This window comes from Lysobacter luteus, from assembly GCF_907164845.1.
GTDB lineage: Bacteria > Pseudomonadota > Gammaproteobacteria > Xanthomonadales > Xanthomonadaceae > Novilysobacter > Novilysobacter luteus.
In genome coordinates this window covers 2,423,726-2,449,200 of sequence record NZ_OU015430.1, presented here as the reverse complement: position 1 = coordinate 2,449,200, position 25,475 = coordinate 2,423,726, and the positions used below count along the sequence as shown (strand labels likewise).

Annotated in this window: 23 protein-coding genes; 8 read left to right on the top strand and 15 right to left on the bottom strand. The window is 70.4% G+C overall.

Translation table 11 applies throughout. The features are described from left to right. Positions 1-8 precede the first annotated feature (8 nt). From KOD61_RS11495 to KOD61_RS11485, 3 genes are read right to left on the bottom strand one after another with little or no spacing between them, the layout of a single operon-like run. Positions 9-935: an MlaD family protein gene (locus tag KOD61_RS11495; protein ID WP_215218795.1), complete on the bottom strand. Its 927-nt coding sequence runs from the start codon at positions 933-935 to the stop codon at positions 9-11. After that, positions 935-1,822, bottom strand: coding sequence for an ABC transporter ATP-binding protein (locus KOD61_RS11490; RefSeq protein ID WP_215218794.1), 888 nt, complete (start codon positions 1,820-1,822; stop codon positions 935-937). Before KOD61_RS11490 ends, KOD61_RS11495 begins: the two co-directional genes overlap by 1 nt. Further along, positions 1,822-2,940 (bottom strand): MlaE family ABC transporter permease, encoded by a 1,119-nt coding sequence (locus KOD61_RS11485; RefSeq protein ID WP_215218793.1) that lies wholly within the window; start codon positions 2,938-2,940, stop codon positions 1,822-1,824. Before KOD61_RS11485 ends, KOD61_RS11490 begins: the two co-directional genes overlap by 1 nt. A gap of 92 nt (positions 2,941-3,032) precedes the next feature. Here KOD61_RS11485 and KOD61_RS11480 point away from each other — a divergent pair, with 92 nt between their 5' ends. Further along, complete coding sequence (locus KOD61_RS11480; protein ID WP_407074597.1) at positions 3,033-4,313, top strand: threonine/serine exporter family protein; 1,281 nt, start codon at positions 3,033-3,035, stop codon at positions 4,311-4,313. Positions 4,314-4,390: 77 nt separating this feature from the next. On the opposite strand, the gene KOD61_RS11475 is transcribed toward KOD61_RS11480, so the two are convergent. From KOD61_RS11475 to KOD61_RS11440, 8 genes are all read right to left on the bottom strand, one after another. Beyond that, on the bottom strand, positions 4,391-4,771 hold the full coding sequence (locus KOD61_RS11475; protein ID WP_215218791.1) for an H-NS histone family protein: 381 nt from the start codon (positions 4,769-4,771) through the stop codon (positions 4,391-4,393). A 158-nt stretch (positions 4,772-4,929) separates the two neighbouring features. Beyond that, positions 4,930-6,669, bottom strand: a complete 1,740-nt coding sequence (locus KOD61_RS11470; protein WP_215218790.1) for a proline--tRNA ligase — start codon at positions 6,667-6,669, stop codon at positions 4,930-4,932. Between the two features lie 257 nt (positions 6,670-6,926). Further along, positions 6,927-8,309, bottom strand: a complete 1,383-nt coding sequence (locus KOD61_RS11465) for a c-type cytochrome (protein WP_215218789.1) — start codon at positions 8,307-8,309, stop codon at positions 6,927-6,929. Beyond that, positions 8,302-8,967, bottom strand: a complete 666-nt coding sequence (locus KOD61_RS11460) for a cytochrome c oxidase assembly protein (protein ID WP_215218788.1) — start codon at positions 8,965-8,967, stop codon at positions 8,302-8,304. Before KOD61_RS11460 ends, KOD61_RS11465 begins: the two co-directional genes overlap by 8 nt. After that, entirely contained in the window at positions 8,967-9,407 is a 441-nt protein-coding gene (locus KOD61_RS11455; RefSeq protein ID WP_215218787.1) for a hypothetical protein, read from the bottom strand. The genes KOD61_RS11460 and KOD61_RS11455 overlap by 1 nt, the downstream gene beginning before the upstream one ends. 5 nt (positions 9,408-9,412) lie before the next feature. Beyond that, positions 9,413-11,935 (bottom strand): cytochrome c oxidase subunit I, encoded by a 2,523-nt coding sequence (gene ctaD, locus KOD61_RS11450; protein WP_215218786.1) that lies wholly within the window; start codon positions 11,933-11,935, stop codon positions 9,413-9,415. After that, on the bottom strand, positions 11,932-12,963 hold the full coding sequence (gene coxB / locus KOD61_RS11445; protein WP_215218785.1) for a cytochrome c oxidase subunit II: 1,032 nt from the start codon (positions 12,961-12,963) through the stop codon (positions 11,932-11,934). Before coxB ends, ctaD begins: the two co-directional genes overlap by 4 nt. 118 nt (positions 12,964-13,081) lie before the next feature. After that, positions 13,082-13,504: a DUF4124 domain-containing protein gene (locus KOD61_RS11440; protein ID WP_215218784.1), complete on the bottom strand. Its 423-nt coding sequence runs from the start codon at positions 13,502-13,504 to the stop codon at positions 13,082-13,084. Between the two features lie 91 nt (positions 13,505-13,595). Here KOD61_RS11440 and pssA point away from each other — a divergent pair, with 91 nt between their 5' ends. The 3 genes from pssA to rimI are packed head-to-tail and all read left to right on the top strand — an operon-like array spanning position 13,596 to position 15,381. Next, entirely contained in the window at positions 13,596-14,372 is a 777-nt protein-coding gene (gene pssA, locus KOD61_RS11435) for a CDP-diacylglycerol--serine O-phosphatidyltransferase (RefSeq protein ID WP_407074543.1), read from the top strand. After that, positions 14,369-14,899: a hypothetical protein gene (locus tag KOD61_RS11430; RefSeq protein WP_215218782.1), complete on the top strand. Its 531-nt coding sequence runs from the start codon at positions 14,369-14,371 to the stop codon at positions 14,897-14,899. Before pssA ends, KOD61_RS11430 begins: the two co-directional genes overlap by 4 nt. Further along, positions 14,896-15,381, top strand: coding sequence for a ribosomal protein S18-alanine N-acetyltransferase (gene rimI / locus KOD61_RS11425; protein WP_215218781.1), 486 nt, complete (start codon positions 14,896-14,898; stop codon positions 15,379-15,381). Before KOD61_RS11430 ends, rimI begins: the two co-directional genes overlap by 4 nt. A 3-nt stretch (positions 15,382-15,384) precedes the next feature. Here rimI and KOD61_RS11420 read toward each other — a convergent pair whose 3' ends face one another. From KOD61_RS11420 to KOD61_RS11410, 3 genes are read right to left on the bottom strand one after another with little or no spacing between them, the layout of a single operon-like run. Then, on the bottom strand, positions 15,385-18,168 hold the full coding sequence (locus KOD61_RS11420; protein ID WP_215218780.1) for a valine--tRNA ligase: 2,784 nt from the start codon (positions 18,166-18,168) through the stop codon (positions 15,385-15,387). Between the two features lie 37 nt (positions 18,169-18,205). Further along, positions 18,206-18,628, bottom strand: a complete 423-nt coding sequence (locus tag KOD61_RS11415) for a DNA polymerase III subunit chi (protein WP_215218779.1) — start codon at positions 18,626-18,628, stop codon at positions 18,206-18,208. A gap of 14 nt (positions 18,629-18,642) precedes the next feature. Continuing rightward, on the bottom strand, positions 18,643-20,139 hold the full coding sequence (locus tag KOD61_RS11410) for a leucyl aminopeptidase (RefSeq protein ID WP_215218778.1): 1,497 nt from the start codon (positions 20,137-20,139) through the stop codon (positions 18,643-18,645). Positions 20,140-20,468: 329 nt separating this feature from the next. Between KOD61_RS11410 and lptF the strand changes: the two genes are divergently transcribed. Continuing rightward, positions 20,469-21,575, top strand: coding sequence for an LPS export ABC transporter permease LptF (gene lptF, locus KOD61_RS11405; RefSeq protein WP_215218777.1), 1,107 nt, complete (start codon positions 20,469-20,471; stop codon positions 21,573-21,575). After that, a complete protein-coding gene (gene lptG / locus KOD61_RS11400) occupies positions 21,572-22,672 on the top strand; it encodes an LPS export ABC transporter permease LptG (RefSeq protein WP_215218776.1) in 1,101 nt (366 codons plus the stop codon). Before lptF ends, lptG begins: the two co-directional genes overlap by 4 nt. Positions 22,673-22,904: 232 nt before the next feature. Here lptG and KOD61_RS11395 read toward each other — a convergent pair whose 3' ends face one another. Continuing rightward, entirely contained in the window at positions 22,905-23,378 is a 474-nt protein-coding gene (locus KOD61_RS11395) for an RDD family protein (protein ID WP_215218775.1), read from the bottom strand. A 90-nt stretch (positions 23,379-23,468) separates the two neighbouring features. On the opposite strand from KOD61_RS11395, the gene xerD reads away from it, so the two are divergent. Continuing rightward, entirely contained in the window at positions 23,469-24,446 is a 978-nt protein-coding gene (gene xerD / locus KOD61_RS11390) for a site-specific tyrosine recombinase XerD (RefSeq protein WP_251370587.1), read from the top strand. 129 nt (positions 24,447-24,575) lie between these two features. Continuing rightward, positions 24,576-25,427, top strand: coding sequence for a DsbC family protein (locus tag KOD61_RS11385; protein ID WP_215218774.1), 852 nt, complete (start codon positions 24,576-24,578; stop codon positions 25,425-25,427). Positions 25,428-25,475: the final 48 nt, after the last annotated feature.

Sequence of the window (25,475 nt, the reverse complement as noted above, 5' to 3'; positions counted from 1 at the left end):
GGGATCGTTCATTCGGGCTCGAACTCCTTCGGTGCGTCGCGGCCGAGCAGGTAACCGGCGGGGTTGTTGTCGAGGCGGTCGCTGATCCGACGCAGGTCGCGCACCAGCGCGCGCAGCTCGCCGAGCGTCGGCCCCAGCTGCGCCAGGCCGTCGTTGGCGAAGCTGTTGATCGCCGCGCGGTTCTCGTTGACCAGGCCGTTGGCGCCGGCCGCGGCCGAGTCGAGCTCGCCCAGGGTGTGGTCAAGCTTGTCGACCAGACCGGGCAGCTTCTGCACGAGTTCGCGGTCGACGTCGGCGGTGATCTTCTCGGTACGCGCGAGGGTCGCCTTCAGGTGGGCGCTGGATTCGCGCGCGTTGACCACCAGCGCGCGCAGGTCCTCGCGCTGGTCGGCGATCGAGCCGGTCAGCGTTTCGATGTTCTCCAGGGTCTGCGCCACGCGCTCCACGTTTTCCTCGCTCAGGACCTGGTCAAGCCGGGCGACCAGCCGGTTGGCGGTGTCGGCAATGTTCTGCAGCGCCGACGGCTCGGTCTGGATGACCGGGATCGGGCGCTGGTCGACGTCGACCAGCATCGGGCTGGAAGGCTCGCCGCCGGTGAGCTGGATGATCGGGCTGCCGGTGATGCCGGTCATCGACATCTTGGCGCGGGTGTCGGTCTTGACCGGCGCGCGGGCCTGCAGCCGCAGCAGCGCGCGGACCCGGCGCGGGTCGTCGGGCGCGAGGCTGAGCTTCTGCACGGTGCCGACCGAGATGCCGTTGTACTGCACGCTGCTGCCTTCGCTGAGGCCGGTCACCGGCTCGTTGAAGACCACCATGTACTCCTGCCAGCTTTTCTCGGAGGAGTACTTGGCCGCCCACAGCGCGAACAGCAGCAGGAATAGCGAGACCACGATCGTGAATGCACCGATCAGGACGTAGTTGGCCTTGGTTTCCATCAGTGGCTTGCCTCGATCGTCGGGTCGGCGCCCGGGTTTGCGACCTGGTCCGCGCGCGAAGGTGCGCCGGCCTCCTGCGTGTTGCGGTCGCGCGCCGTCTGTGCCGCCCTCGCGCGAGGTCCGTGGAAGTACTCCTGCACCCACGGGTGGTCGAGCTGTTCGACCTCGGCCAGCGGGGCGCAGGCGATCACCTTGCGGTCGGCCAGCACCGCGACCCGGTCACAGATAGCGTAAAGCGTGTCGAGATCGTGCGTGATGAGGAACACGGTCAGCCCGAGCGCCTCCTGCAGGGTGCGGATCAGGCGGTCGAACGCGGACGCGCCGATGGGGTCGAGGCCGGCGGTGGGCTCGTCCAGGAACAGCAGCGGCGGGTCCAGTGCCAGCGCGCGTGCCACGCCGGCGCGCTTGCGCATGCCGCCCGACAGTTGCGAGGGCAGCTTGTCCAGCGCGTCGGCGGGCAGGCCGGCCAGCTTGACCTTGAGCAGCGCCAGTTCGTAGCGCAGCGAGTCGGCCAGCTCGGGGTAGTGCTCCTTCAGCGGCACCTGCACGTTCTCGCCGACGGTCAGCGACGAAAACAGCGCGCCGTCCTGGAACAGCACGCCGGTGCTGCGTTCTATCAGCCGCCGGTCGTCCTCGTCGTCGCTGCGCGCGTCGACCCCCAGCACCTCGATCTCGCCCTCGTTCGGTCGCCGCAGGCCGAGGATCGACCGCATCAGCACCGACTTGCCGGTGCCCGAGCCGCCAACGACGCCGAGGATCTCGCCGCGCATCAGGTCCAGGTCCAGCCCGTCGTGCACGACCTGCTCGCCGAACCGGTTGACCAGCCCGCGCACGCGCACCACCGGTGCGGCCGGGTCGGCGGGCATGTCGGGTGCGTCGGCGGCCATCAGATGTCCATCTCCATGAACCAGATCGCCGCGAAGGCATCGAGGATGATCACCAGCGAGATCGCCTGCACCACGCTCGAGGTGGTGCGCTCGCCGACCGACTGCGCGGTGCCCTTGACCTGCAGGCCCTCAAGGCAGCCGATCAGGCTGATTACCAGCGCGAACACCGGCGCCTTGGCCAGCCCGACCCAGAAATGGCGCAGCTCCATGGTGTCCTGCATCCGCCCGAGATATTGCTGTGGCGGGATGTCCAGCCCGTAGGCACCAACGGTGAGGCCGCCGAGCAGGCCGAAGATGTTGGCGATGAAGGTCAGCAGCGGCAGCATCACCACCAGCGCGAGCACGCGCGGGATTACCAGCTGGTCGACCGGATCCAGCCCCAACGTGCGCATCGCATCGACCTCCTCCCGGCTGACCATCGCGCCGATCTGCGCGGTGAACGCGCTGGCGGTGCGGCCGGCGAGGATGATCGCGGTCAGCAGCACGCCGAACTCGCGCAGGAACGCGATGCTGACCAGCTCGACCACGAAGATGGTCGCGCCGAAGTCGCGCAGCACGTTGGCGCCCAGGAACGCGACCACCGCACCGACCAGGTAGCACAGCAGCGCCACCAGCGGCACCGCGTCCAGGCCGACCTGCTCCATGTGGAAGACGGTGGACGTCGGCCGGAAGCGTGACGGCTCCTTCGCCATGCGCAGCAGCTTGGCCAACACCTCGCCAAAGAAGCCCAGCAGGGCGAGGAACTCCTTCCAGTTGTCGGTGACCGCGAAGCCGAGGCGGGCCAGCGCCGCCGCCACGCCGTACTCGCGCTTGCGCGGCGGGCGCCCGTCGGCGACGTCGTCGATCGCCGCGACCAGCGCCTGGTGGTCGTCGCGGAACGTCACGCAATCCATGCCGAGGCCGCGCAGGTCGCAGAACCGCAGCAATTGCAGCGCGCCGAGCGAATCCAGGCGCTCGACCCCACGCGCATCGAGCGCGGTGACGTCGGCGGAGGTGGATTTCAGGCACTCGGTCAGCGTGCCGGCGTGCTCCAGCGTCCAATGCCCGCGCAGCAGCAGGCGGCCGGGCTCGCGGGCGTCGGATTCGATGCGTGGTGGTTGCGGGGCGGATGCGGTCATGGGGCCTCGTCGCCGCAGGATACAGCCGCCTGTGCGAAGCGTGTCGACACGCCACCGTCGCATGCGATGCTTTGCCCATGACGAGCCCGTCCCTGTCCCCGCCGCTGGTCGCGCCCGGCGTTGCCTCCGGCCCGATACCGCTCACCAATGCCAGCTACGCCGACCGGATCGCCTTCATGGTCGAGCTGGCCGAACGCCTGCACCTTTACGGCACGACCGCCCAGCGGCTGGAGGCGGCGCTGCTGATGGTGGCCGACCGCCTGCGGCTGGAGTGCGAACCGTGGTCCAGCCCGACCGCGTTGATCCTGAGCTTCAGCGACCCGCAGCGGTTGCCAGGCGCCAGCGACACCACCCGCGTGGTCCGCCTGCCCCCGGGCGACAACGACCTCTACAAGCTGGCAGAGACCGACCGCATTGCCGAGGCGGTGATCGCCGGCGAGCTCGATCTCGCCCACGCCTTCGAGGCGATGGCCGCGCTCGACCGGCCGCCGACCGCGCGCTGGCGGTTGATGCAGGTGCTGGGCTTCGGGCTGGTCGCAGCGGCGATCGGCGGGCTGCTGCGGTTGCCGTGGCTGGACATAGCGATCGCCGGCTTCAACGGCGTGCTGATCGGCGTGCTGACCCAGCTGGGCGAGACCCGCCCGCGCCTGCGCGAGGCGTCCGACGCGGTGCTGGCCCTGGTCGCGTCGCTCGTGGCGGTGCTGGTGGCCAGTTTCGTCGCGCCGTTGAACCAGAACACCGTGATCATCTGTTCGCTGATCGTGCTGCTCCCGGGCCTGTCGCTGACCAACGCCATGAACGAACTGGCCAGCCAGCACCTGGTGTCGGGCACCGCGCGCTTTGCCGGCGCGATCATGACGGTGCTGAAACTCGCATTGGGCACGGCGATCGCACTCTATGTCGCCAACCTCATCGGCTTGGCGCCGGAGGTGCGCGCGCTGCGGCCACAGCCGGCCTGGATGGAATGGCTGGCACTGGCGGCGGCCTCGCTCGCGTTTGCGGTGCTGTTCCGCGCCGCGTTGCGCGATTACCCCGCGGTCATTCTGTCGGCCGCGGCCGGTTACCTGATCTCGCGGTTTGCCGGCGCCGCCTGGGGCGCGGGGGCGGGGATATTCCTCGCCGCACTGGTGATGACTGCGGCGGGCAATGGCTACGCGCGGTGGTTCCAGCGCCCCGGCGCAATCGTGCGGGTCCCCGGCATCATCCTGCTGGTGCCGGGCAGCGCCAGCCTGCGCGGGCTGCTGAACCTGATCCAGCAGCAGGACGTGAACGCCGGACAGATCGCGGTGCTGGCGGTGCTCAATATCCTGCTGGCGCTGATCGCCGGCCTGCTGTTCGGCAACCTGCTGCTGCCGTCACGGCGGAACCTGTAGGCGTCGCCGGGAAGTGCGAAAAAAAAAACGCCGGCGTGATGCCGGCGTTTTCTGTTTTGCCAGGCGCGTGCCGGCGATTACTTGATCAGGAAGTCCTGCAGGTCACGGCCTTCGCTGGTGTAGGCGGCCAGCCAGCGGGGCTGCTTGCCGCGTCCGGTCCAGGTGTTTTCCGGGTTGGACGGATCCCGGTACTTAGGGGCGACCTTGCCGAGCGACTTGCGCGGCTTCTTGGTGGCGGTGCCGCGCGGCGCGCGGGTGGCGCCGGATGCCGCGGTGGCGCCACCGCCGGCCCCGAACAGCTCATTGAGGGTGTAACCCTCGTTCTTGGCCAGCTGGGCGAGTTTCCGCCGGACCTGGGTGATCGGCTTGCGCTTGCTCAGCGTGGTCTTGCGCTTCTTCGCCTTGCTGATGAGGGTTTCAAGCTCACGCGCGGAAAGGGTGTTGATATCGATCGCCATGCGGGTCTCCCGGGGGTGGAATACCCGGCCGGTTCGGCCGGTTGCCCGCGCATGGTAATGACGATCGCGTTGAGAGTAAATGAAATGAATATGCCGAATCAGGGGTTTGCGCCTGTTTCGGGATTGAAACAACCGGGGCCGGAACCGGGCCCCGGCAATCAGGCCTGGCCGGCGAGCCCGAGGCGCTGCTCCAGCGCAGCCCGCTCGAGGTTTTCCGCTTCGCTGGCGCGACGGTGGCGGTATTCGAACGTGCCGGCGGCCAGGCCGCGCTCGGAAACCACCACGCGGTGGGGAATGCCAATCAGCTCGATATCGGCAAACATCGCGCCGGGGCGCAGGCCACGGTCGTCGAGCACGACGTCCAGCCCCGCGTCGGCGAGTTCGCGGTAGAGCGCCGCGGCCGCGTCGGACACGGCGGCGTCCTTCTTGGGATTGATCACGCACACCGCGACCTGCCAGGGCGCCATCGCCTCCGGCCAGGCGATGCCGTTGTCGTCGTGGTTCTGTTCGATGGCGGCCGCGACGATGCGCGAGACGCCGATGCCGTAGCAGCCCATGGTCGGCGTGGCGGCCTTGCCGGAATCGTCCAGCACGGTGCAACCCATCGCCGCCGCGTATTGGCGGCCGAGCTGGAAGATATGCCCCACCTCGATGCCGCGCGCGATGCCGAGGGTGCCGCTGCCGTCGGGCGACAGGTCACCCGCGACCACGTTGCGGATATCGGCCACCCGTTCCGGCTCTGGCAGGTCCCGGCCCCAATTGACGCCGGCCAGGTGGAAACCCGGCTCGTTGGCGCCGACCACGAAATCGGCCATTGCCGCGACGCTGCGGTCGGCGATGACCGTGATCGCCCGCTTGGGCGCAACCGGGCCGAGGAAGCCGGGCGTGCTGCCGAGGTGCTCGAGAATCTCGGCCTCGGTGGCGGCGCGGTAACCGGCCATGCCGTCCAGCTTGGCCAGCTTGATCTCGTTGACGACGTGGTCGCCGCGCACCAGCGCCAGCACGAACGCCGGCGCCGCGGCGTCGGCGGTCATCAGCGCGACCGATTTCACCGTGCGCTGCAGATCGACCCCGAGCAGCCCGGCAACGGCCTCGCAGGTTTTCTGGGTTGGCGTTTCCACCTTGCGCATGGTTTCGGTGGCGGCCGCACGCTCGCCGGGGGCGATCGCCTCGGCCAGTTCGACATTGGCGGCGTAGCCGGAACCTTCCGCACCGTTTCCATCGATGGCATAGGCGATCGCGTCCTCGCCCGAGTCGGCCAGGACGTGGAATTCATGCGAGGCGCTGCCGCCGATCGCGCCGGTATCGGCGAATACCGCGCGGAAACCCAGCCCGAGCCGGGTGAAAATGCGGCTGTAGGCGTCGTACATCACCCGGTACTGCCGGTCCAGGTCTTCGTCGCTGAGGTGGAACGAATACGCGTCCTTCATCAGGAACTCGCGCGAGCGCATCACGCCGAAGCGCGGGCGGATCTCGTCGCGGAACTTGGTCTGGATCTGGTAGAAACACACCGGCAACTGCTTGTAACTGGCCAGCTCGTTGCGGGCGAAATCGGTCACCACCTCTTCGTGGGTCGGGCCGTAGCAATACCAGGCGTCCTTGCGGTCCTGGATTTTCAGCAACTGACCGCCGAATTTCTCCCAACGCCCGGTTTCTTCCCACAGCTCGCGCGGCTGCACCGACGGCATCAGCATTTCGATCGCACCGGCGGCGTCCATCTCCTCGCGCACCGCGCGCTCGACCTTGCGCAGCACGCGCAGCCCCAGTGGGGTCCACGTGTACAGCCCGGAGGCGAGCTTGCGGATCATGCCGGCCTTGAGCATCAGCTTGTGGCTGACAATCTCGGCGTCGGCGGGGACTTCCTTGCTGGTGTGGAGATGGAATTGCGACAGGCGCATGGCGGGGGATTCTGGAGCCGGAAAGCCGGCATTCTGACACGCCCGCCCGGGTGTTCGGCCCGCGATCGCCACGTGCGATAGGCCCGCGGTCACACCGCGATCGGCCCGGCGTCGCCGTGCGCGATCGGCCCGCCTCGCGGTTCACGATCGGCCCGGAGCTCGCGCGTAGGAGCGACGTAAGTCGCGATGCCACTGACAGCCGTCCCGGGTGCCCCGCGCGAAGGCGAGCGGGGTTGCGATCGCGACTTACGTCGCTCCTACGGATTCCGGTCTGAGGAACGAAGCGGTTCGGTCGCGAAGTCGCCCGGAGATGACGACGACGTCGACGTCGACGTCGACGTCGTCGACCGGGCCCTTGCCGCGCCGGCCGGCAGCGAGCCGTACCACGCCGCCAGGTCGCGGATGTCCTGCGGCTCCAGCGACCGCGCCACGGTCCGCATGATGTGTGCGTAGCCGGTGCCGCCGCGCTGCTCCTTCCGGAACAGCTGCAACTGCAGGGCGATGTAATCGGGGTGCAGGCCGGCCAGGCGCGGATAGCGCGGATTGCGGGCGTCGTCGCCCGGCCCGTGGCATTCCACGCACGAGGGGATCCGGGCAGCCGCATCACCCTGTCGCGCCAACCGCTCCCCCCGCGCCGCCGACGCCTCGATTCCAGGTCGCCGCGCACCACCACCTGTAGGAGGGGCTTCAGCCGCGATCGCCCCCCCATCCGCCGCGATCGCCCCATCCCCACGCGCACCCGCCAACCCGGCGTAGTACGCCGCCACCGCACGCATTTCCCTTGCATCCAGCCCGGCGGCCACCGGCTGCATTAAGCCGCTGTGCCGCTCGCCTGCCGCGTACGCCCGCAGGCTCGCGAGCAGGTAGTGCTCGCTCTGGCCGGCCAGCGCCGGGAAGGCACCCGTACCGCGGCCGTTGCCGTCCCGACCATGGCAACGCGCGCAGTCGGCGACCACCGTCTCCAGCCGCGAAGCGGCTTCACCGTTGGTTCCGGTACCGCGCTCGAGCAGGTCGAGCGATGCGCCCCCGGTCGGCATCCGGACGGCGCCAGCGCCGTAGGCCACCTGCCGGAACGCCTGCGGCTCCAACTCCGGCAGCTCCCGCAGGAAGGCGACCATCGCCCACACCTCGTCGTCGCGTTGGTGCGACGGCCACGCCGGCATCGCGGTGTATTTGATCCCGTGCCTGGCGATCCAGAACAGCTCTTCGTCGCTCCACCGGTCGATCCTGGGGGGCAGGTACGGCGGCGCCGGCTCCATGTGCCGCACGACCTCGGCGCGGGGGTGGCCGGGCGCACCGTGGCAGGCGAGGCAGCCGCTGGCGTAATGGCCGGCACCTTTGAGCACCATCGCGTCCCGGCTGAGCGGACGCTCCTCCGGCGGCGGCTCGTTGACCGCAAGCGCGTGGGTCTGGACCGAGCGGATCATCGCGAAGTGCAGCAGGAAGCGGGTGATCGGCCAATGCGGCTGGCTGGCGGCGATGGGTACGAAGCCGGCGGAAACAAACAGCAGCGCCGCCACCGCTACCGCCAGCCCGACCGCGGCCAGCCGCGCGAGCGACTGAAGCCACGCGTCACCGACCAGCCAGCGCCAAAACCGCCGCAGCCGGCCGGGCCGGTTTGCCGGTGCGTGCTCACCCATTGGCCACCACCCCGCGCCGGTCGCGCAGCAGGCCCGCCAGCAGCACCAGTGCGCCGGCCAGGTAGGACACGCCGCCGAACACCAGCATCAGCACGCCACCCAGGTGCTGGTCCTGCAGGGGCGACAGACTGGACAGCGTGAGCACGTCGCGATGGTCGCCGTACAGCGGGCGGGAGGCCAGTGCGAGCAGCACCCCCAGCAAGGTCATGTGCATGGATGTCATCAGCAAGCCGGCGACACCGGCCGCGGCGCGATCGCGCCGGCGCGCCGCGTCGCCGCCGAACGCGGCGATCCAGACCAGCAGGCCGACCAGCAGGAAGCTGCCCTGTTCCAGCACCAGCAGCCCGGGCACGTGGCGCGCCGCGTGGTGCAGCGCGGGCGCATGCCAGGCCCATACGACCACGAACTCCAGCGCCGAGGCGACCATCGGCGCGAACCAGCGCGGCCACCGGCGCGCCGGGTCGTGGCGGCCGCCCGCCAGCCCGACGGCGATCATCGGCGCCGCCACCGCGACCACACCCATGTGCATCAGCATGTGCGCGGCGAACGAGCCGCGTGACCAGCCCGGCAGCGGGCCAAGCCAAGTGGCCGCGAGCACGAGCAGCCCGCCTGCCAGCCAAGCGTTGCCCCAACGGTCGGCAGGGTGGACGGCGGCCATCAGCGGCAGGTCCCGATCACGGCCACGGCGAGCGCCACATACACCACCGCGACGAAGCTCAGGCCGCACAGCAGCAGCGTGGCGAAGCCGAGGAAACGGTGGCGGTCGCCGGGGGTGTCGTCGTCGTGCGGCAGGGTGGCGTCGCCGAGGCGATGGCCACGCAGGCCGCGCGCGCCGAACCAGGTGATCGCCACCAGCGCCACCGCGGTGTAGGCCCACAGCGCGGTGCGCGCGTCACCGAGCGTGGCGCCGGCGCTCCCCGCCTTGGCACACCAGATCGCGGCCGTCACGTAGCAGGCCAGGAAGTGCAGCGCCCACACGCTGGGCCCCGCGGTGAGCAGCCACAGACTGGCGCGGCGCTCCGGCAATGCGGCGTGCCCGCGCCCATCGTGGGTGCGGTGTTCGCGTGCGTCGGCGTGGGGGCGGGCGGGACGTGTCATTCGGCTCAGGCCACCAGCGGGAATCCGGCGATCGTCGCGACCGTCACAACGACCGTGATCGCGACGAAATGCCAGAACAGCGTGACGTTGTGGATGTCGATGTCGTGTACCGCGTCCATCCGGCCGGTCACGCGGCGCGCGACGCAGTACAGCTGCATCAGCGTCCCGACGAGCACGTGGGCCACGGTCCAGCCGGTCAGCAGCCAGACCGTCGCTTCGTACGCGTGGCGGGTCGGGTCCATCGCATGCGCGCGTGGCCCGGCCAGCAGCGCGTACACGCAGCCCAGTGCGAGCGCGGCGCCCAGCAGCGTCGCGGCGATGGAGGCGCCGCCGGCCGGCCGGCGGTTGAGCCGCCGCGCCAGCAGCATCGCGGCCCACGCGGCAAGCCCGAGTGCCAGCGCGACCGATGGCCACAGCAGCCCCGGGCCGCTGCTCGCCGCGGGCGGGAAGTCGTCGTGGATCGTCCAGAAGAAGAAGTACCCGAACACCAGGCTGGCGAACGCGGTCATGTCGCCGATCATCGTGATGAACATGCCCCACCAGCCGACCGACACCTGGCCGGAGGCATACAGCGGCAACGTCAGGCCGCCGCCGACATCCTTGGCCGGCTTTTCGGGGCGGATCGCGGTGCCGGTCCACACCCAGACGATGATTGCCACGACCGCCAGCACGCCGCTCACGGCCGCGGCGGCGTAGAGCTTGAACACCGGCAGGATGAACGCGCCACCGGTGAACAGCGCCGCCCACAACGTCATGAAGGTCGGGCCGGGCACGCGCAGGCACTGCTCGGGCACCGCGTCGACCGGCGAGGTCACGAGCGTTTCGCGCCGGCCTTCAGGCGCGTCGGCCAGGTAGAAGCGGCCCGCATCGACGTCGCGCATCAGGTTCGGCTGGTCCCACAACGGATAGCGCGTTTCGACCACCGGGATCGAGCGCACGCCCCACGGCTTCGATGGCATTTCCGCGAGCCACTCCAGCGTGCCTGCCTGCCACGGGTCGCGTGGCGACCGCGGCCGCCCCCGCACCAGCCACAGCGCGTCCACCACGATGAGCGCGAAGCCGGCCGCGAGCACGAACGCACCGACCGTCGACACCAGGTTGAGCAGCTCGAACGGATGCGCACCGGAGTACGTGAACACCCGTCGCGGCATACCGACCAGGCCGGTCAGGTGCATCGGCAGGAAGGCGATGTTGAAGCCGGCGAACATCAGCCAGAAGGCCAGCTTGCCGAGCCGGTCCGACAGCTTTTTTCCGACCGCGAGCGGGAAGTAGTAGTACACCCCGGCCACCACCGGGAACACCATGCCGCCGATCAGCACGTAGTGCAGGTGGGCGACGATGAAGTAGGTGTCGTGGGCCTGGAAGTCGAACGGCGCCATCGCGACCATCACGCCGGTCAGCCCGCCGAGCACGAAGATCACCAGCGCGCCGAGCACGAACAGCATCGGCACCGACCGCACCAGCCGTCCCATCAGCACCGTCGCCAGCAACGCGAAGATCTGTACGCCCGTCGGCAGCGCCACCGCCTGCGAAGCCGCCGAGAAGAACGCCAGCGAGATGTTCGGCAGCCCGGTGGTGAACATGTGGTGGACCCACAGCCCGAAGCTGAGGAAGCCGGTGCCGACCGCCGCCAGCACGATCCAGCTGTAGCCGAAGATCGGCCGACGGGCGAAGGTCGGCACGATCATCGCCACCAGCGCGATGGCCGGTAGGAAGATGATGTAGACCTCGGGGTGGCCGAAGATCCAGAACAGGTGCTGCCACAGCAGCGGGTCGCCGCCGCGCGCGGGGTCAAAGAACGGCCAGTCGAGCGCGCGCTGCAGCTCGAACATCAGGTCGCCTGCGATCAGCGGCGGGAATGCGAACAGGATCATCGCCGCCACCACCAGGATGTACCAGGCGTACAACGGCATCAGGTTGATCCGCATGCCCGGTGGCCGGGTCTTCAGCGTGCCCGTGATCAGCTCGACCGCGGCGGCGATCGAGGCGACCTCGATGAAGCTCAGGCCCAGCAGCCAGATGTCGGCGCCGTAGCCCTCCTGGTAGCTCGTCGTCAGCGGCGGGTACATGAACCAGCCACCCTGCGGCGCGGCGTTGAAGAAGATCGAACCGCACACGAACACGCCGCCGATCAGGAAACACCAGAAGCCGAACGCCGACAGCCGCGGGAACGGCAGGTCGCGCGCGCCGAGCAGCTGCGGCAGCACCAGCATCGAGAACGCCTCGAAGATCGGCACCGCGAACAGGAACATCATCGCCGAGCCGTGCAGCGAGAACAGCTGGTTGTACATCTCGGCGCTGACGAAATCGTTGTCCGGCACGGCCAGCTGCACCCGCATCAGCAGCGCCAGCACGCCGGCGAACAGGAAGAACACGAACGACATGCCCGTGTACCAGAGCCCCACGTTGCTGTTGTTGACCGCCGACCAGTAGCGCCAGCCGGTGGGTGTCGCCCATGCCGCCTCGAGCCGCGCGGCCTGGCCCGGGTCGCCCTGCGCGGCGGGTGCGACTGGCCCGGTCGCGCTCATTGCAGGTCCTCCAGGTAGGCGGCGATCGCGTCGAGGTCGTCGTCGGGCAGCATCCCGAAAGCGGGCATCAGCACGTCGGGCTTGATCCGGTCGGGGTGGTCGATCCAGCGCCGGAACGCGCCGGCATCGTTTGGCAGGGTGCCGGCGGCCAGGCTCAGGCGGCTGCCCACGTGGGTGAGGTCTGGGCCGACGCGGCCGGCCGCGGGCGTGCCGCGCACGGTGTGGCACGCGGCGCAGCCATGGGTCATGAACGCCTCGGCGCCGCGTCGTGCGAGTGCGGTCGAGGGCGCGCGCGCCGGTGCGGCCTGCGCCGCGAGCCAACGGTCGAACGCGTCGCGCTCCATCACCACGGCCAGGAACTCCATCCGCGCGTGCGACGTCCCGCAGTACTCGGCGCAGATGCCCTCGAACGTGCCGGTGCGTGTCGGCTCCAGCACCAGCGTGGTGGTGCGGCCGGGGATGTTGTCGAGCTTGCCGCCCAGCGACGGGACCCAGAACGAATGGATCACGTCGGGGCTGGTCAGCCGGAACTCGGTGCGCTCGCCGACCGGCAGGCGGACCTCGTTGGCCAGCGTTACCGGGGTGTCGCTGCCTGGCACGTGGTAGTCGACCCGCCACCACCACTGCTCGCCCGACACCGCGATCCGCAGGCCATCGGCCGGCGGCGGCTCACGCAGCTGCGGCATCAGCACCAGCCCGTACACCAGCAGGGCGGCGAGGGTGACGGTGGGGAACAGCACGCCGCCGCCGAGGATCAGCCAGCGTGCACTGCGCCGGCTGTGCGGCCGCGGGTTGACCAGGCCGGCGTACAGCGCGATCGCGACCACGATCGCCCAGACCACCGCCGCGCCGGCGGCCATGATCCGGAAGAGGAGGGCGATGTCGTCGGCGCCGCGACCGGCGGGGTCGAGGGTGGAGGCGGGTCCCTGGCAACCGGCCAGCAGCAGGCCTGCCAGCAGCGCCAGGACGGCCCGGGGTATCACGAAGGGTTCGTCGGCGATGGTCCGCTCGGCGACGGTGTCCGGCACGGCGCGCTCCCACTGGGGTCGCGACCGGCAGGAACGCGGTCGCGGCAATCACCCGAGGGTGCCGCCGCAGCGTTAAAAAAACCGTGAAGGCGCGGCCGCGCGCGACAGCCGCCTGCGATCAGTTGGCCTTGCAGTGCACCTTGATCGCCGCGGCGGCCAGTTCGGCCTCGTTGGCGCGCTGGTCGACGCTCAGCTCGGTGTCGGGCTTGCCGTCGCCGTCTGTGTCGGTGCCGACCTTGCCGTCGCCCTGCAGCAGCGCGAGGTTGGCGCGCGCGGTGGTGCACTGCTCGCTCTCGGCCGGTGCCTCGGCCTTTGCCGGTGCGTCGGCGGTGCCACCGCTGTTGCGGATCGAGCGGTTCTCGTAGCTGGTCTGGCCCGGCGGCGGGGCGTCGGAGTAGTGCGTCACCCCGTTGGCGTCCTTCCACTGGTACAGCTCGCCGCCGGTGGCGACCAGGGCTGCCGGCAGCGCGAGTGCCAGCACAAGGGCGGCGGCGGCCGGCCGGGACAGGCGGCGGGTGGTGGACGTGCGTTGGGCGGACATGCGGGGCTCCCCGGCGTTGGCGGTGTCGCGAAAGCGGATTGCAGCACCGTGCGGGCCGGCAGGCAAGCGCTAAACTGCCGAAATGGAACCCGTGCAACCCTCCGCGCCCGCCTCACGGCCGCGCGGACGCGGCATTTACCTGCTGCCCAACCTGTTCACCACCGGCGGGCTGTTTGCCGGCTTCTACGCGATCATTGCCGCCACCCAGGGGCGGTTCGACGACGCGTGCATCGCGATCTTCGTGGCCGCGATCCTCGACGGCATCGATGGCCGGGTCGCACGGCTGACCAACACCCAGAGTGAGTTCGGCGTCCAGTACGACTCGCTCGCCGACCTGATCAGCTTCGGCCTGGCCCCCGCCCTGGTGATGTACCACTGGGCGCTGTCGGCGACCCGGCTGGACGGCGTCACCGCGGGCAAGGCCGGCTGGGTGGTGGCATTCCTGTACGCGGCCTGCGCGGCGATGCGGCTGGCGCGGTTCAACTCGCAGGTAAACCAGGTCGACAAGCGCTGGTTCATCGGGCTGGCCAGCCCGGCGTCGGCCGGGCTGCTCGCCAGCCTGGTCTGGACCTGCTTCGTACTCGGCTACGAAGGCGCACAGCTGCGCTACCTGGCGCTGGCGGCGACCGCCACGGCCGCGCTGCTGATGGTCAGCCGGGTGCGCTATTTCAGCTTCAAGGGCAGCGGCCCGCGCAGTGACCGCATGCCGTTCCTGACCGTGGTGGTGGTGCTGGCGGTGCTGGCGGCGATCGCGATCGATCCGCCACGGGTGCTGCTGGCCATCACCGGCGTCTATGCGCTGACGGGACCGGTCCATGCGGCGTGGCGACGGATCCGCCGCGGCGAGGCCGGGAAGGCGGCGACGTGAGTCTCTGGGACGGCCAGCAGCGCGAGTGGTTGCAGGCGATGGGGTATTCGCTGCTGTCGCTGGTGGGCGACGAGGCGCCCGCCGGGGTCGAGCCCGGGCTGCCGACCGCGCCGGCGCAAACGTCCAGCAGTCCGATGCCACGCATGGGCGAGCCGGGCGACGCGCCCGCCCTGCGGGCGGAACGGCCTGTGGCAGATGCGCCACGCGCCCGGCCCGAACATGCCCACCGGCCGGCACCGCCGAAACCCGACGAGGAGGTTCCGGCCGCGCCGCTGCGAGTCGCGCCGCGCACCGACGCCGCTGGCAAGGCCGCCGCGCTGGATGCCGCCCGACGCGCCGGTGTAACGCGGCAGTTCGAAGGGCCGCTGTGGAATGCACTGGTCACTGCCACCCGTCAGTCGCCCGCGCTGGCGGCGCGCACCCTGCGCGAGCTCGGGGCTGATCCCGCCGCATTGCGCGACGACCCCGCCGCCAAACGCCGGCTCTGGACGCGCCTGCGTGGCCTGCGGGCGAGGGGTCAGCAGTGAGCGCGCTGAGCGCCGACCCGCCGCTACCGGCGACCGCGCTGCGGCCGATGCGCGAGGCTGATCTCGCCGCGGTGCACGCGGTCGAGATCCGCGCCTACGAATTCCCCTGGACGCTCGGCATCTTCCGCGACTGCCTGCATGCCGATTACCCCGCGTGGGTGCTCGACGTCGATGGCCGCGTCGGCGGCTACTTCCTGATGAGCATCGCCGCCGGCGAGGCGCACGTGCTCAACGTCTGCGTCGCCCCCGAACTGCAGGGCGCCGGACACGGCCGGGCCCTGCTGCGCGCGCTGCTGCGGCTGGCGCGTGCACGCCGCGCCGAGCGTGTCTTCCTGGAAGTGCGCCCGAGCAACCCGGGCGCGATCGCGCTGTACGAGACCGAGGGGTTCAACGAGATCGGCCGGCGCCCGCGCTATTACCCGGCCCGCAACGGTCGCGAGGACGCGGTGGTGATGGCGCTGGAGTTGCTGCCGGAGGGGTAGCGATCAGCCCAGCTTGGCCCGCTGGGCGGCCAGCGCCCCGCGCTGCAGGTTCCAGTCGGCCAGGCGCTTGCGCTCCTGCTCGACCACTGCCGCCGGCGCATTGCTGACGAAGGTGTCGCTGGCCAGCTTGCCCTGTGACTTGGCGATCTCCCCGTCGACCTTCTTCAGTTCCTTGTCCAGGCGGGTGCGCTCGGCACCCAGGTCGACCAGGCCTTCCAGCGGGACCAGCAGCTTGAGCTCGCCGACCACCGCGGTCGCCGCCGCCGGTGCGCTGGCGGCGTCGTCGATGAAGTCGATCCGCTCCAGCCGGGTGAGGAAGCGGAGCGATGTCTCGAAGCGGGTGGTGAGGGCGCGGTCGCGCGCGCTGGCGCCGGCCAGCAGCAGCGTGACCTGCCGCGCGGGCGCGACGTTGAGCTCGCTGCGCACGCGGCGCAGCGCGGTGACCATCGCCTTGAGCCATTCGACGTCTGCACCGGCGTCCGCGTGGCCGGCGTCGTCGATGTCGCCGCCCTGCGGGTACGGCCGCAGCATGATGGTGTCGCCGTCGATGCCCAGCCGTGGCGCGACCTGCTGCCACAGCGCCTCGGTCACGAACGGCACAAGCGGGTGCAGCAGCGACAGCAGGCGCTCGAGGACGTGCAGCAGGGTGTGGCGCGTGCTCGACGCCGCCGCTTCGTCACCGCCGTTGAGCGCCGGCTTGGCCAGCTCGACGAACCAGTCGCAGAAGTCGTTCCAGGCGAACTCGTACAGCGACTGCGCCAGCAGGTCGAAGCGGTACGCGGCGAAATGCTGCGCGGCTTCCGCGGCGGTCGCGTCCAGCCGCGCGAGGATCCAGCGCTCGGCGTCGGTCACCGGCTGCGGCAGTCCGTCGAAGCGGGCGCCTTCGGTGTTCATCAGCACGAAGCGGGTCGCGTTCCACAACTTGTTGCAGAAGTTCTTGTAGCCCTCGGCGCGGCCGAGGTCGAACTTGATGTCGCGGCCGGGGCCGGCCAGCGCGGCCATCGTGAAGCGCAGCGCATCGGCGCCGAACGCCGAGATGCCCTCGGGGAATTCCCTGCGCGTGGCCTTCTCGATCTTCGGTGCGGTCTTCGGGTTCATCAGCCCGGTGGTGCGCTTGGCGACCAGCGCGTCGGCCGAGATGCCGTCGATCAGGTCCAGCGGGTCGAGCACGTTGCCCTTGGACTTGGACATCTTCTGTCCGTGCGAGTCGCGCACCAGCCCGGTGATGTAGACGTCGCGGAACGGCACCTGGCCGGTGAAGTGGTCGGTCGCCATGATCATCCGAGCGACCCAGAAGAAGATGATGTCGAACCCGGTCACCAGCACCGAAGACGGCACGAACCGGTCGAAGCCGCGCTCGGCCATCAGTTCCGGGTTCGGCCAGCCCATCGTGCTGAACGGCCACAGCTGCGCACTGAACCAGGTCTCCAGCACGTCGTTGTCCTGCGACAGCGAGACGTCCGCGCCGAGCGCGTGCTTGGCGCGGACCTCGGCTTCGTCGCGGCCGACGTAGATACGTCCGGCCTCGTCGTACCACGCCGGGATCCGATGGCCCCACCACAGCTGCCGGCTGATGCACCAGTCTTGGATGTTTTCCATCCAGTGGCGGTAGGTGTTGATCCAGTTGGCGGGGACGAACCGGACGTCGCCGCGCTCGACCAGTTCCATGCCGCGCTTGGCCAGCCCGTCCATCTTCACGAACCACTGGTCGGTCAGGTACGGCTCGATCGCCTGGCCGGTGCGGTCGCCGCGCGGGACCTGCAGCTTGTGCGCTTTCGTTTCGACCAGCAGGTCCTGCGCCTCCAGGTCGGCGAGCACCGCCTTGCGCGCTTCGTAGCGGTCCAGCCCGCGGTACTGCTCCGGGGCGACGTCGTTGACGGTCGCGTCGGGGGTGAAGATGTTGATCAGTGGCAGCGCGTGGCGCTGGCCGACCTGGTAGTCGTTGAAGTCGTGCGCCGGGGTCACCTTGACCACGCCGGTGCCGAACTCGCGGTCGACGTAGGCGTCGGCGATGACCGGGATCTCGCGGCCAGTCAGGGGCAGGGTCACCGTCCTGCCGACCAGCGATGCGTAGCGCTCGTCGTCGGGGTGCACCATCACCGCGCTGTCGCCGAGCATCGTCTCCGGACGCGTGGTCGCGACCACCAGCGAGCCGCTGCCGTCGCTGAGCGGATAGCGGATCGACCACAGGAAGCCGTCCTCCTCCTCGTTGACCACTTCGAGGTCGGAGATCGCGGTCTTCAGCACCGGGTCCCAGTTGACCAGCCTTTGACCCCGATAGATCAAGCCCTGCTCGTGCAGGCGGACGAACGCCTCGACCACCGCCTCGGCGGCCATCGGGTCCATCGTGAACACGCTGCGCGACCAGTCGCCGGAGGTGCCGAGCCGGCGCATCTGGCGCTCGATGGTGTCGCCGGAGTGCCGCTTCCAGTCCCACACCTTGCCGATGAAGCCCTCGCGGCCGAGCGAATCGCGGGTTTCGCCGTTGCCTTCCAGCGCGAGGTTGCGCGCGACCACCATCTCGGTGGCGATGCCGGCGTGGTCGCTGCCCATCTGCCACAGGGTGTCGAAGCCGCGCATGCGGTGGTAGCGCACCAGCGCGTCCATCAGCGTGTGCTGGAACGCGTGGCCCATGTGCAGGGTGCCGGTGACGTTGGGCGGCGGCAGCAGCACCGTGTATGGCTCACCCTTGCCGCTGGGCTTGAACACGCCGCTGGACTCCCACTGCTGGTACAGGCGGGTTTCGAACTCGGTGGGGTCGTAGGACGGAGCGAGGGTGTCGGTCATGGTCTTGCCTTGGGTCGGCGGCCGGGCCGCCGGTCGGTCACATGTCGTGCGCTTTGAGCTCGAAGCCGCGCGCCTTGTATTGCTTCCAGCGCTCGCGCAGCGGCTCGCGGGCGGAGTCGTCGGCCGGCACCACCTCGAGCACGCGCTGGAACGTGCCTTCCACCGCCGCGTCGCGCAGGTTGAGCACGAGCGCGCGCAACGGGGCGTCGACCTCGGGCGGGGCGATCAGCACGTCGGCCTCTTCCTCCTCCACGTCCTCACCGGCGATCTGGTGCGGGATGAAGGCGTCCGGTTCGAACGACCACAGCAGGTCGTCCAGCCGCTCGGCCTGGGCGGCGTCGCGCGCCAGCACCAGCATCGGCAGGCCGCGCGCGTGGGCCTTCTTGGCCAGCTCGCATACGAGCAGGAGCGGCTCCTCGCGGAACCGCTCCTTCTTGACCAGGTAGAAATCGGCCTGCATGGGGGACCGGCGGCTTACTTCGCCGACCGGTCCAGCAGCCACTGGCTCAGCAAACCGACCGGGCGGCCGGTGGCCATGCCACGCTTGCCCTCGTCGCTGCCGCTGCCGGCGATGTCCAGGTGCGCCCAGCGCTGGCCCTCGGTGAAGCGCGACAGGAAGCAGCCGGCGGTGATCGCGCCGCCCCAGCGGCCGCCGACGTTGTAGATGTCGGCGTAGGTGGACTCGATCATGCTCTGGTACTCGTCCCACAGCGGCAGGCGCCAGGCGCGGTCGAACACCTCCTCGCCGGCGGCCAGCAGTTCGTCGGCCAGGTCGTCGTCCTTGCTCATCAGGCCCGAGGCGTACTTGCCCAGCGCGACCATGCAGGCACCGGTGAGGGTGGCGACGTCGACCAGCGCGGCGGGCTTGAACTTCTGCGACCAGGTCAGCGCGTCGCACAGGATCAGGCGGCCCTCGGCGTCGGTATTGCCCACTTCGATGGTCTGGCCGGACATGCTGGTGAGCACGTCGGACGGGCGGTACGCATCGGCGTCGGGCATGTTCTCGACCGCCGGCACCACCACCACCAGGTTGAGCGGCAGCTTCATGCCGACCGCCGACACGAACGTGCCCATCACGGTGGCGGCACCGCACATGTCGAACTTCATCTCCTCGATCCCGCCCTGGGTCTTGAGGTTGATGCCGCCGGTGTCGAAGGTGATGCCCTTGCCGACCAGCACGTACGGGCGCTCGCCCTCGGCGGCACCGTTGTACTTCAGCGCGATCAGCCGGGGCGGATTGGCCGAGCCGCGGCCGACCGCGAGCAGCGCGCCCATGCCGAGCTTCTCCATCGCGGCGACGTCGAGCACTTCACAACTGGTGTTGTCGAAGCGGCCGGCGAACTCCTGCGCCTGCGCGGCCAGGTAACCCGGGTTGCAGATGTTGGGCGGCAGGTTGCCGAGCTCGCGGGCGAACTGGACGCCCGCGGCAATCGCCTGGCCCTGCGCCAGCGCGGCCTCGGCGCCGTCGCCGCTGGCCTGCACCGACAGCTTGCGCAGACCGGGTTCCTCGGCCTTCTTGCGGCTCTTGTCGCCCAGCGTGGCGGTGTAGCGGTAGCTGGCGTGGTCGGCGGTGATCACGGCCTGGCGGATCGCCCAGGCGGCGTCGCGGCCGGCCACCGCGACCTCGGTGAGGGTCAGCAGCGCATGCCCGACCGGACCCGTCTTGAGCGCGCGGGCGGCGTCACCGACGGCCTTGAGGTACTGGGCGACACCGAACTTGCCCGCCTCGCCCAGCCCGACCACCAGCACGCGGGGCGCGGTCACGCCGTCCAGGTCGTGCAGCAGGGCGGTCCGGCCGGTCTTGCCGCCGACGTCCCCCCGCTCGAGCAGCTTGCCGATGCGGCCGCCGCTGGCGCGATCCAGCGCTTGGCCGGTCGCGGTGAGGGTGTTGTCGGAGAACGCGCCGACGACGATGCAGTCCGCCTCGGTGGCGGCGGCGTCGTTGCGGTTCAGTTCGAATTCGAGTGCCATGAAACAGATTCCGGGGGGAAGTGGGAGGAATGTCCGACGCCCAACGCGATGCACGCCAGCGAAAACCGGCAAACCAAGCGACAATGCCGCCGCGCGGCGCCCCGAGGTCGGGGCGACGGACGGACCCGCCGGGGCATCGTCGTGACGTGGCACAGTGCCGCTGGCCGCGTCCGGACAAGGCCACGAGTCTAAAGCAACCCCTCCCGGTTTCCGAATTCCGCCGGGGTCGACGCCGCCCGGCGCCTGGCCCCGGCACCCTGCAGAACACGCTGTCTAGAACCACCCCCGTCCACCGTGGGCCTTCGTGCCCCCCCGACCCCAGGCCGCCGATGCTCAAGCTCGACCGATACCTGCTCAGCGAATTCGCCCAATCGACCTTCGCCGCGCTGGTGGTGCTGCTGATCGTCAGCGTCGGGGGCGTGATCACCGACGTGCTCAAGGACATCGCCTCCGGCCGGCTGCCGGCGGGCCTGATGCTGTCGCAGCTCGGCCTGGTGCTGCTGAACTGGCTGCCGCTGATCCTGCCGCTGGCCCTGATGTTGGGGATGATGCTCGGCGTCGGCCGGTTGTACCGCGATTCGGAGATGCCGGTGATCGCCGCCAGCGGCGTCGGCCCGACACGCCTGCTCAAGCCGGTGCTGATGCTGGTGGTGCCGGTGGTGCTGGTGGTCGGCGCGTGCTCGCTGTGGCTGGGGCCGATGGCCGAGGGGATCTCGCGGAAGATGATCAACGAGGCCAACCGCAACCTCGTGGTGTCCGGGCTTGAGCCGGGCAGTTTCACCGAGCTCCCCGGCGGCGGCGTTGTCTACGTGGGCGCGATGTCGGCCGACGGCAGCCAGTTCCGCCGGGTGTTCATCTACCGTCGCTCGGACGACCGGCTCGACGTGACCACGGCCAACGCTGGCGCCCTCAGCGTTGATGCCGAGGGCGAGCGCTACCTGGAGCTGGCGGACGGATTCCAGGTCGAGGGTCCGGCCGACGACGGGCTGGACTACCGCCTGATGCGCTACGCCACCAACGAGGTGCGCCTGCCGGCTGGCGAGGAGCGCTACGACCCCAACGACCCGGAAATGATGCCGACCACCCGCTTGCTGGGCGACCCGCGGCCGGAGGCGAAGGCGCAGCTGCATTTCCGCCTCGCGCCGCCGTTCCTGACCCTGGCGTTCGGCCTGATGGCGGTGCCGCTGGCCCGCAGCACGCCGCGGCAGGCCCGCTACGGGCGCGTGATGATGGGCTTCCTGGCCTACCTGGTTGGTATCCAGATGGCGCTGATGGGGCGTGACTGGCTGGAGACCGGACGGATCGCGCCGGCGCTGGGCCTGTGGTGGCTGGTGCTGCCGCTGCTGGTGTTCGCGCTGTGGCTGTACTTCACCGACGGCAGGATGCGCCAACCGTTGCGCGTCCGCCGCCCGGCCACCGCGGGGGCCGCGCGATGATGCCGTTCCCGAAGATCCACGACCTCTACCTGGGCAAGGTCGTGCTGGCCACCGTCGTGCTGACGTGGGCGGTGCTGCTCGGCCTGGACGTGATGCTGGCACTGGTCGGCGAGTTCGGCGACATCGGCGACGGCCGCTACGGGGCGATGGAAGCCATCGTCCATACGCTCTATACGGTGCCGCGGCGCGGGCATTACCTGTTCCCGACTGCGGCGGTGATCGGCTCTTTGATGGCGCTCGGGCAGCTGGCCGCCACTTCCGAGCTGACCGCGCTGCGGGCGATCGGCCTGTCGCGCCGGCGCCTGACCGTGACCGTCGTGGCAGCCCTGACCCTGCTGACCGCGCTGATGGTGGTGAATGGCGAGACGCTCGGCCCGTGGGGCCAGCGCCGGGCCGACGCGCTGAAGGCGTCGTCGCGGTCCGACGACCTCATCGTGGCGCAGTACTCGGGTGTGTGGGCCCGCGAGGGCGACGTCATCCTCAATGCCGAGGGCGGCGAGGAGCGCGTCGATGGCAACGACCGCTGGCTGGAGCTGCACGACGTGCGGCTGTACGAGTTCGAGGACGACGGCCGGCTGCAGTCGCTGGCGCGCGTCGCGGTCGCCGAGCATCGGCCGGGCGGCTGGCTGCTACGGGACGTGACCCGGACGACGTTCGCCGAAGATTCGGTATCACGCGAGACGGTCGCCGAGGAGCGCTGGGAGTCGCAGTTGGACGCCACCGCGCTGAGCGCCGATGTCGACCGCCCGCGCTACCTGAGCGCGACCGAGCTGCGCAGCGCGATCCAGTACCGGCGTCGCAACGGGCTGGACGCCGGCGAATACGAGGAGCACTACTGGGGGCGCTGGTTCTACCCACTCAATGTGCTCGCGTTGTGCCTGGCCGCGATCCCGTTCGCGTTCGGCAGCCTGCGCAGCGGTGGCCTGGGCAAACGGCTGTTCATCGGCATTGTGTTCGCGCTCGGCTTCTGGCTGCTGCAGACGCAGTTCGTGAAAATGGCCAGCGCGTTCAACTTCGACTTCCGGCTTGCCTATGCATTGCCGACCGTCGTGATGGTGGCGGTGTCGGTATTCCTGTTCCGCAAGCGCTCCGGCTGATCGCCCCCGCCGGCACCGTCGTAGGAGCGGCTTCAGCCGCGATCGTGGGATGGTTCGCCCGCGTTGTTTGCCGGATCGCGGCTGAAGCCGCTCCTACAACCCCCGACGATGTAGGAGCGACGTAAGTCGCGACCCGCCGAGATTCCGGGACCTACGCATCGCGACTTACGTCGCTCCTACACGGAGCACCCCGAGCCGACGCTTGGGGATTGCGCGTTCCCGTCCGCCCGGGCTACCGCCCAGCCTTCGGCGCCCGCCGCAGCCGCGTCCCGCTCGCGCGGTCATGCCACGCCAGGCCATCGCGGTCGATCCACGCCCACCAGAACCCCAGCCCGGCCGCCAGCAGCGACACCGTGCCCACCGCATAGCGGACCCAGAGCGCGCGCCACGACGGCCTCGTACCGTCCGCCCCGGCCAAGTGCAGCCGCCATGGCCGCATGCCGATGGTCTGGCCGCCGCGGCGCCAGCTGACCGTGGCGTAGGCGCCGGCGAGCAGCCAGCACACCCCCCACAGCGCGAACTGCAGCGGGCTGAAGGGGGCGATGTTCTCGTGCGGATCGTGGCCGGCGAGGGTGTAGCCGAACGCGAACACGGCACCGGCGACCATCCACACCGCCAGCACCGGCCACAGGTCGTAGAACAGCGCGAGCAGGCGCCAGCCGACCAGGGCGGCGGGGCGGGCAGGGGGCGTGGCGGGCGGTTTCATCGGCTCGGGTGCTTTGGGGGCGGACGAAGTCTAGTGCAGCGCACCGCACGCCCGGCGACATCGCCGGCGCGCATCGCTAGGCTGGCGCGCATGGATACCCGCGATCCCGCCCGCCCGCGTGCGCGCACCCCGGCGGACCGCCGGCAGGCGGCCATGGCGCTGCCACCGCTGCCCGACGCGGATGCCGCGGTGATCGACGCGTTCCTGGACGCGACCTGGGCCGAGGCCGGCCTCGCGCGGCCGACACTGGACAGCTACCGGCGAGACCTCGGCGGTTTCGCGCGCTGGCGCGGAGGGCGTGATGGCGGGCTGGCCGGTGCCGACCGCGCGGCACTGTTCGACTACCTGGCCTGGCGCATGCGCGAGAACTACTCGCCGCGCAGCAACGCCCGGCTGCTGTCGGCGCTGCGTGCGTTCTATGGCTGGCGGGTGCGGCGCGGCGAGCGCACCGACGACCCGACCGCGCTGCTGGAGCCACCCCGGCTGCCGCGCCTGCTGCCCAAGGCCCTGGCCGAAAGCCAGGTCGATGCGTTGCTGGACGCGCCGGACGTCGACGACCCGATCGGCCTGCGCGACCGCGCGATGCTGGAGCTGATGTACGCCTGCGGCCTGCGCGTCAGCGAGCTGGCCAACCTGCCGGCGACCGCGCTCAACCTGCGCCAGGGCGTGCTGCGGGTCAGCGGCAAGGGAGGCAAGGAACGCCTGGTGCCGCTGGGCGAGGAGGCCCGGCACTGGCTCGAGCGCTACCTGGCCCACGCCCGCCCGCAACTGGCGGGCAAGCGCGTGCTGGCGCCACTGTTCATCGGCGCCAGCGGCGAGCCACCGAGCCGGCAGCAGGTGTGGCAACGGGTCAAGCGCTACGCCGCGGCCGCCGGTATCGACCCGGCCCGCATCAGTCCGCACGGGCTGCGGCACAGCTTCGCGACCCACCTGCTCAACCACGGCGCCGACCTGCGCGCGCTGCAGATGCTGCTCGGCCACAGCTCGCTGTCGACCACGCAGATCTACACGCTGGTGGCGCGCGAGCAGCTCAAGCAGCTGCACGCACGCCACCATCCGCGCGGCTGAGCGGACATGTACGGATCGCCAACCGCGGCCGCCGCAGGGACGCGCGTCGCGCAAGCGCCCGTGGCCGGCGTGCCACAATCGGCGCAGTTCCCGGCGGCGCATGGCGCCCGCCCAATTCCAGGATCCGGCATGAAACGCACCCTCCTCGTCGCCGCACTCGGCGCCCTCAGCCTCTCCGCCTGTGCCAAGACGCCCGACGCTTCCGGCGCCGACGCCGCGCCGCGGTCCTCGGCCACGCCGGCAACGCTCGCGGCCAAGCCGGCAGCAGGCACGGCCGACGCGCGCGCGGTCGACGCGATCAAGCAGCTCAATCCGCGGATCGAGGTCGAGAGTGTCGGCGCCGCGCCGCTGCCGGGTTTCCGCGAGGCGATCGTCGGCGGCCAGGTGGTCTACGTCAGCGACGATGGCCGCTACCTGTTCCTGCCCGGTTCGGGCGGCGCCCTGATCGACAGCCGGACCGACCGCAACCTGACCGAGGTCGCGCTGGCCGGCATGCGCACCAAGCTGCTGGAGACGATCCCGGCGAGCGAGCGCATCGTGTTCGCGCCGCCGAACCCCAGGCATACCGTCACCGTGTTCACCGACGTCGAATGCGGCTACTGCCGCAAGCTCCACAGCGAGATCGCGCAGTACAACGCGCAGGGCATCGCGGTGGAGTACCTGGCGTTCCCGCGGATGGGCATCGGCAGCGAGGACTTCGAGAAGATGGTCTCGGTCTGGTGCGCCGACGACCGCAAGCAGGCGCTCACCGACGCCAAGGCCAGCGGCAAGGTCCAGGAGCGCGACTGCAAGAACACCGTCACCATGCAGTACAACATCGGCCAGCGGGTCGGCCTGACCGGTACCCCGATGATCCTGTCCGAGGACGGCATCCAGCTGGGCGGCTACGTCCCGCCGCAGGCGCTGCGCGAGACGCTCGACCGGATGGCCGCGGAGAAGGCCGCGGCTGGCGCTGACACCGGCGCCGCCGGCGGCGCGTGAACCGCTGACGGGTCGGCCACCGGCCGGTCCGCAGCCCGGGCGGCGACT

Bases quoted from the DNA above. Each gene is read 5' to 3' on its own strand.
- KOD61_RS11385 (WP_215218774.1), top strand. From the start codon at position 24,576: ATGAAACGCACCCTCCTCGTCGCCGCACTCGGCGCCCTCAGCCTCTCC.
- ctaD (WP_215218786.1), bottom strand. From the start codon at position 11,935: ATGAGCGCGACCGGGCCAGTCGCACCCGCCGCGCAGGGCGACCCGGGC.
- lptF (WP_215218777.1), top strand. From the start codon at position 20,469: ATGCTCAAGCTCGACCGATACCTGCTCAGCGAATTCGCCCAATCGACC.
- KOD61_RS11395 (WP_215218775.1), bottom strand. From the start codon at position 23,378: ATGAAACCGCCCGCCACGCCCCCTGCCCGCCCCGCCGCCCTGGTCGGC.
- KOD61_RS11410 (WP_215218778.1), bottom strand. From the start codon at position 20,139: ATGGCACTCGAATTCGAACTGAACCGCAACGACGCCGCCGCCACCGAG.
- KOD61_RS11495 (WP_215218795.1), bottom strand. From the start codon at position 935: ATGGAAACCAAGGCCAACTACGTCCTGATCGGTGCATTCACGATCGTG.
- KOD61_RS11490 (WP_215218794.1), bottom strand. From the start codon at position 1,822: ATGGCCGCCGACGCACCCGACATGCCCGCCGACCCGGCCGCACCGGTG.
- KOD61_RS11455 (WP_215218787.1), bottom strand. From the start codon at position 9,407: ATGACACGTCCCGCCCGCCCCCACGCCGACGCACGCGAACACCGCACC.
- lptG (WP_215218776.1), top strand. From the start codon at position 21,572: ATGATGCCGTTCCCGAAGATCCACGACCTCTACCTGGGCAAGGTCGTG.
- KOD61_RS11470 (WP_215218790.1), bottom strand. From the start codon at position 6,669: ATGCGCCTGTCGCAATTCCATCTCCACACCAGCAAGGAAGTCCCCGCC.
- KOD61_RS11485 (WP_215218793.1), bottom strand. From the start codon at position 2,940: ATGACCGCATCCGCCCCGCAACCACCACGCATCGAATCCGACGCCCGC.
- KOD61_RS11460 (WP_215218788.1), bottom strand. From the start codon at position 8,967: ATGGCCGCCGTCCACCCTGCCGACCGTTGGGGCAACGCTTGGCTGGCA.
- KOD61_RS11465 (WP_215218789.1), bottom strand. From the start codon at position 8,309: ATGGGTGAGCACGCACCGGCAAACCGGCCCGGCCGGCTGCGGCGGTTT.
- KOD61_RS11420 (WP_215218780.1), bottom strand. From the start codon at position 18,168: ATGACCGACACCCTCGCTCCGTCCTACGACCCCACCGAGTTCGAAACC.
- KOD61_RS11415 (WP_215218779.1), bottom strand. From the start codon at position 18,628: ATGCAGGCCGATTTCTACCTGGTCAAGAAGGAGCGGTTCCGCGAGGAG.
- KOD61_RS11475 (WP_215218791.1), bottom strand. From the start codon at position 4,771: ATGGCGATCGATATCAACACCCTTTCCGCGCGTGAGCTTGAAACCCTC.
- KOD61_RS11440 (WP_215218784.1), bottom strand. From the start codon at position 13,504: ATGTCCGCCCAACGCACGTCCACCACCCGCCGCCTGTCCCGGCCGGCC.
- xerD (WP_251370587.1), top strand. From the start codon at position 23,469: ATGGATACCCGCGATCCCGCCCGCCCGCGTGCGCGCACCCCGGCGGAC.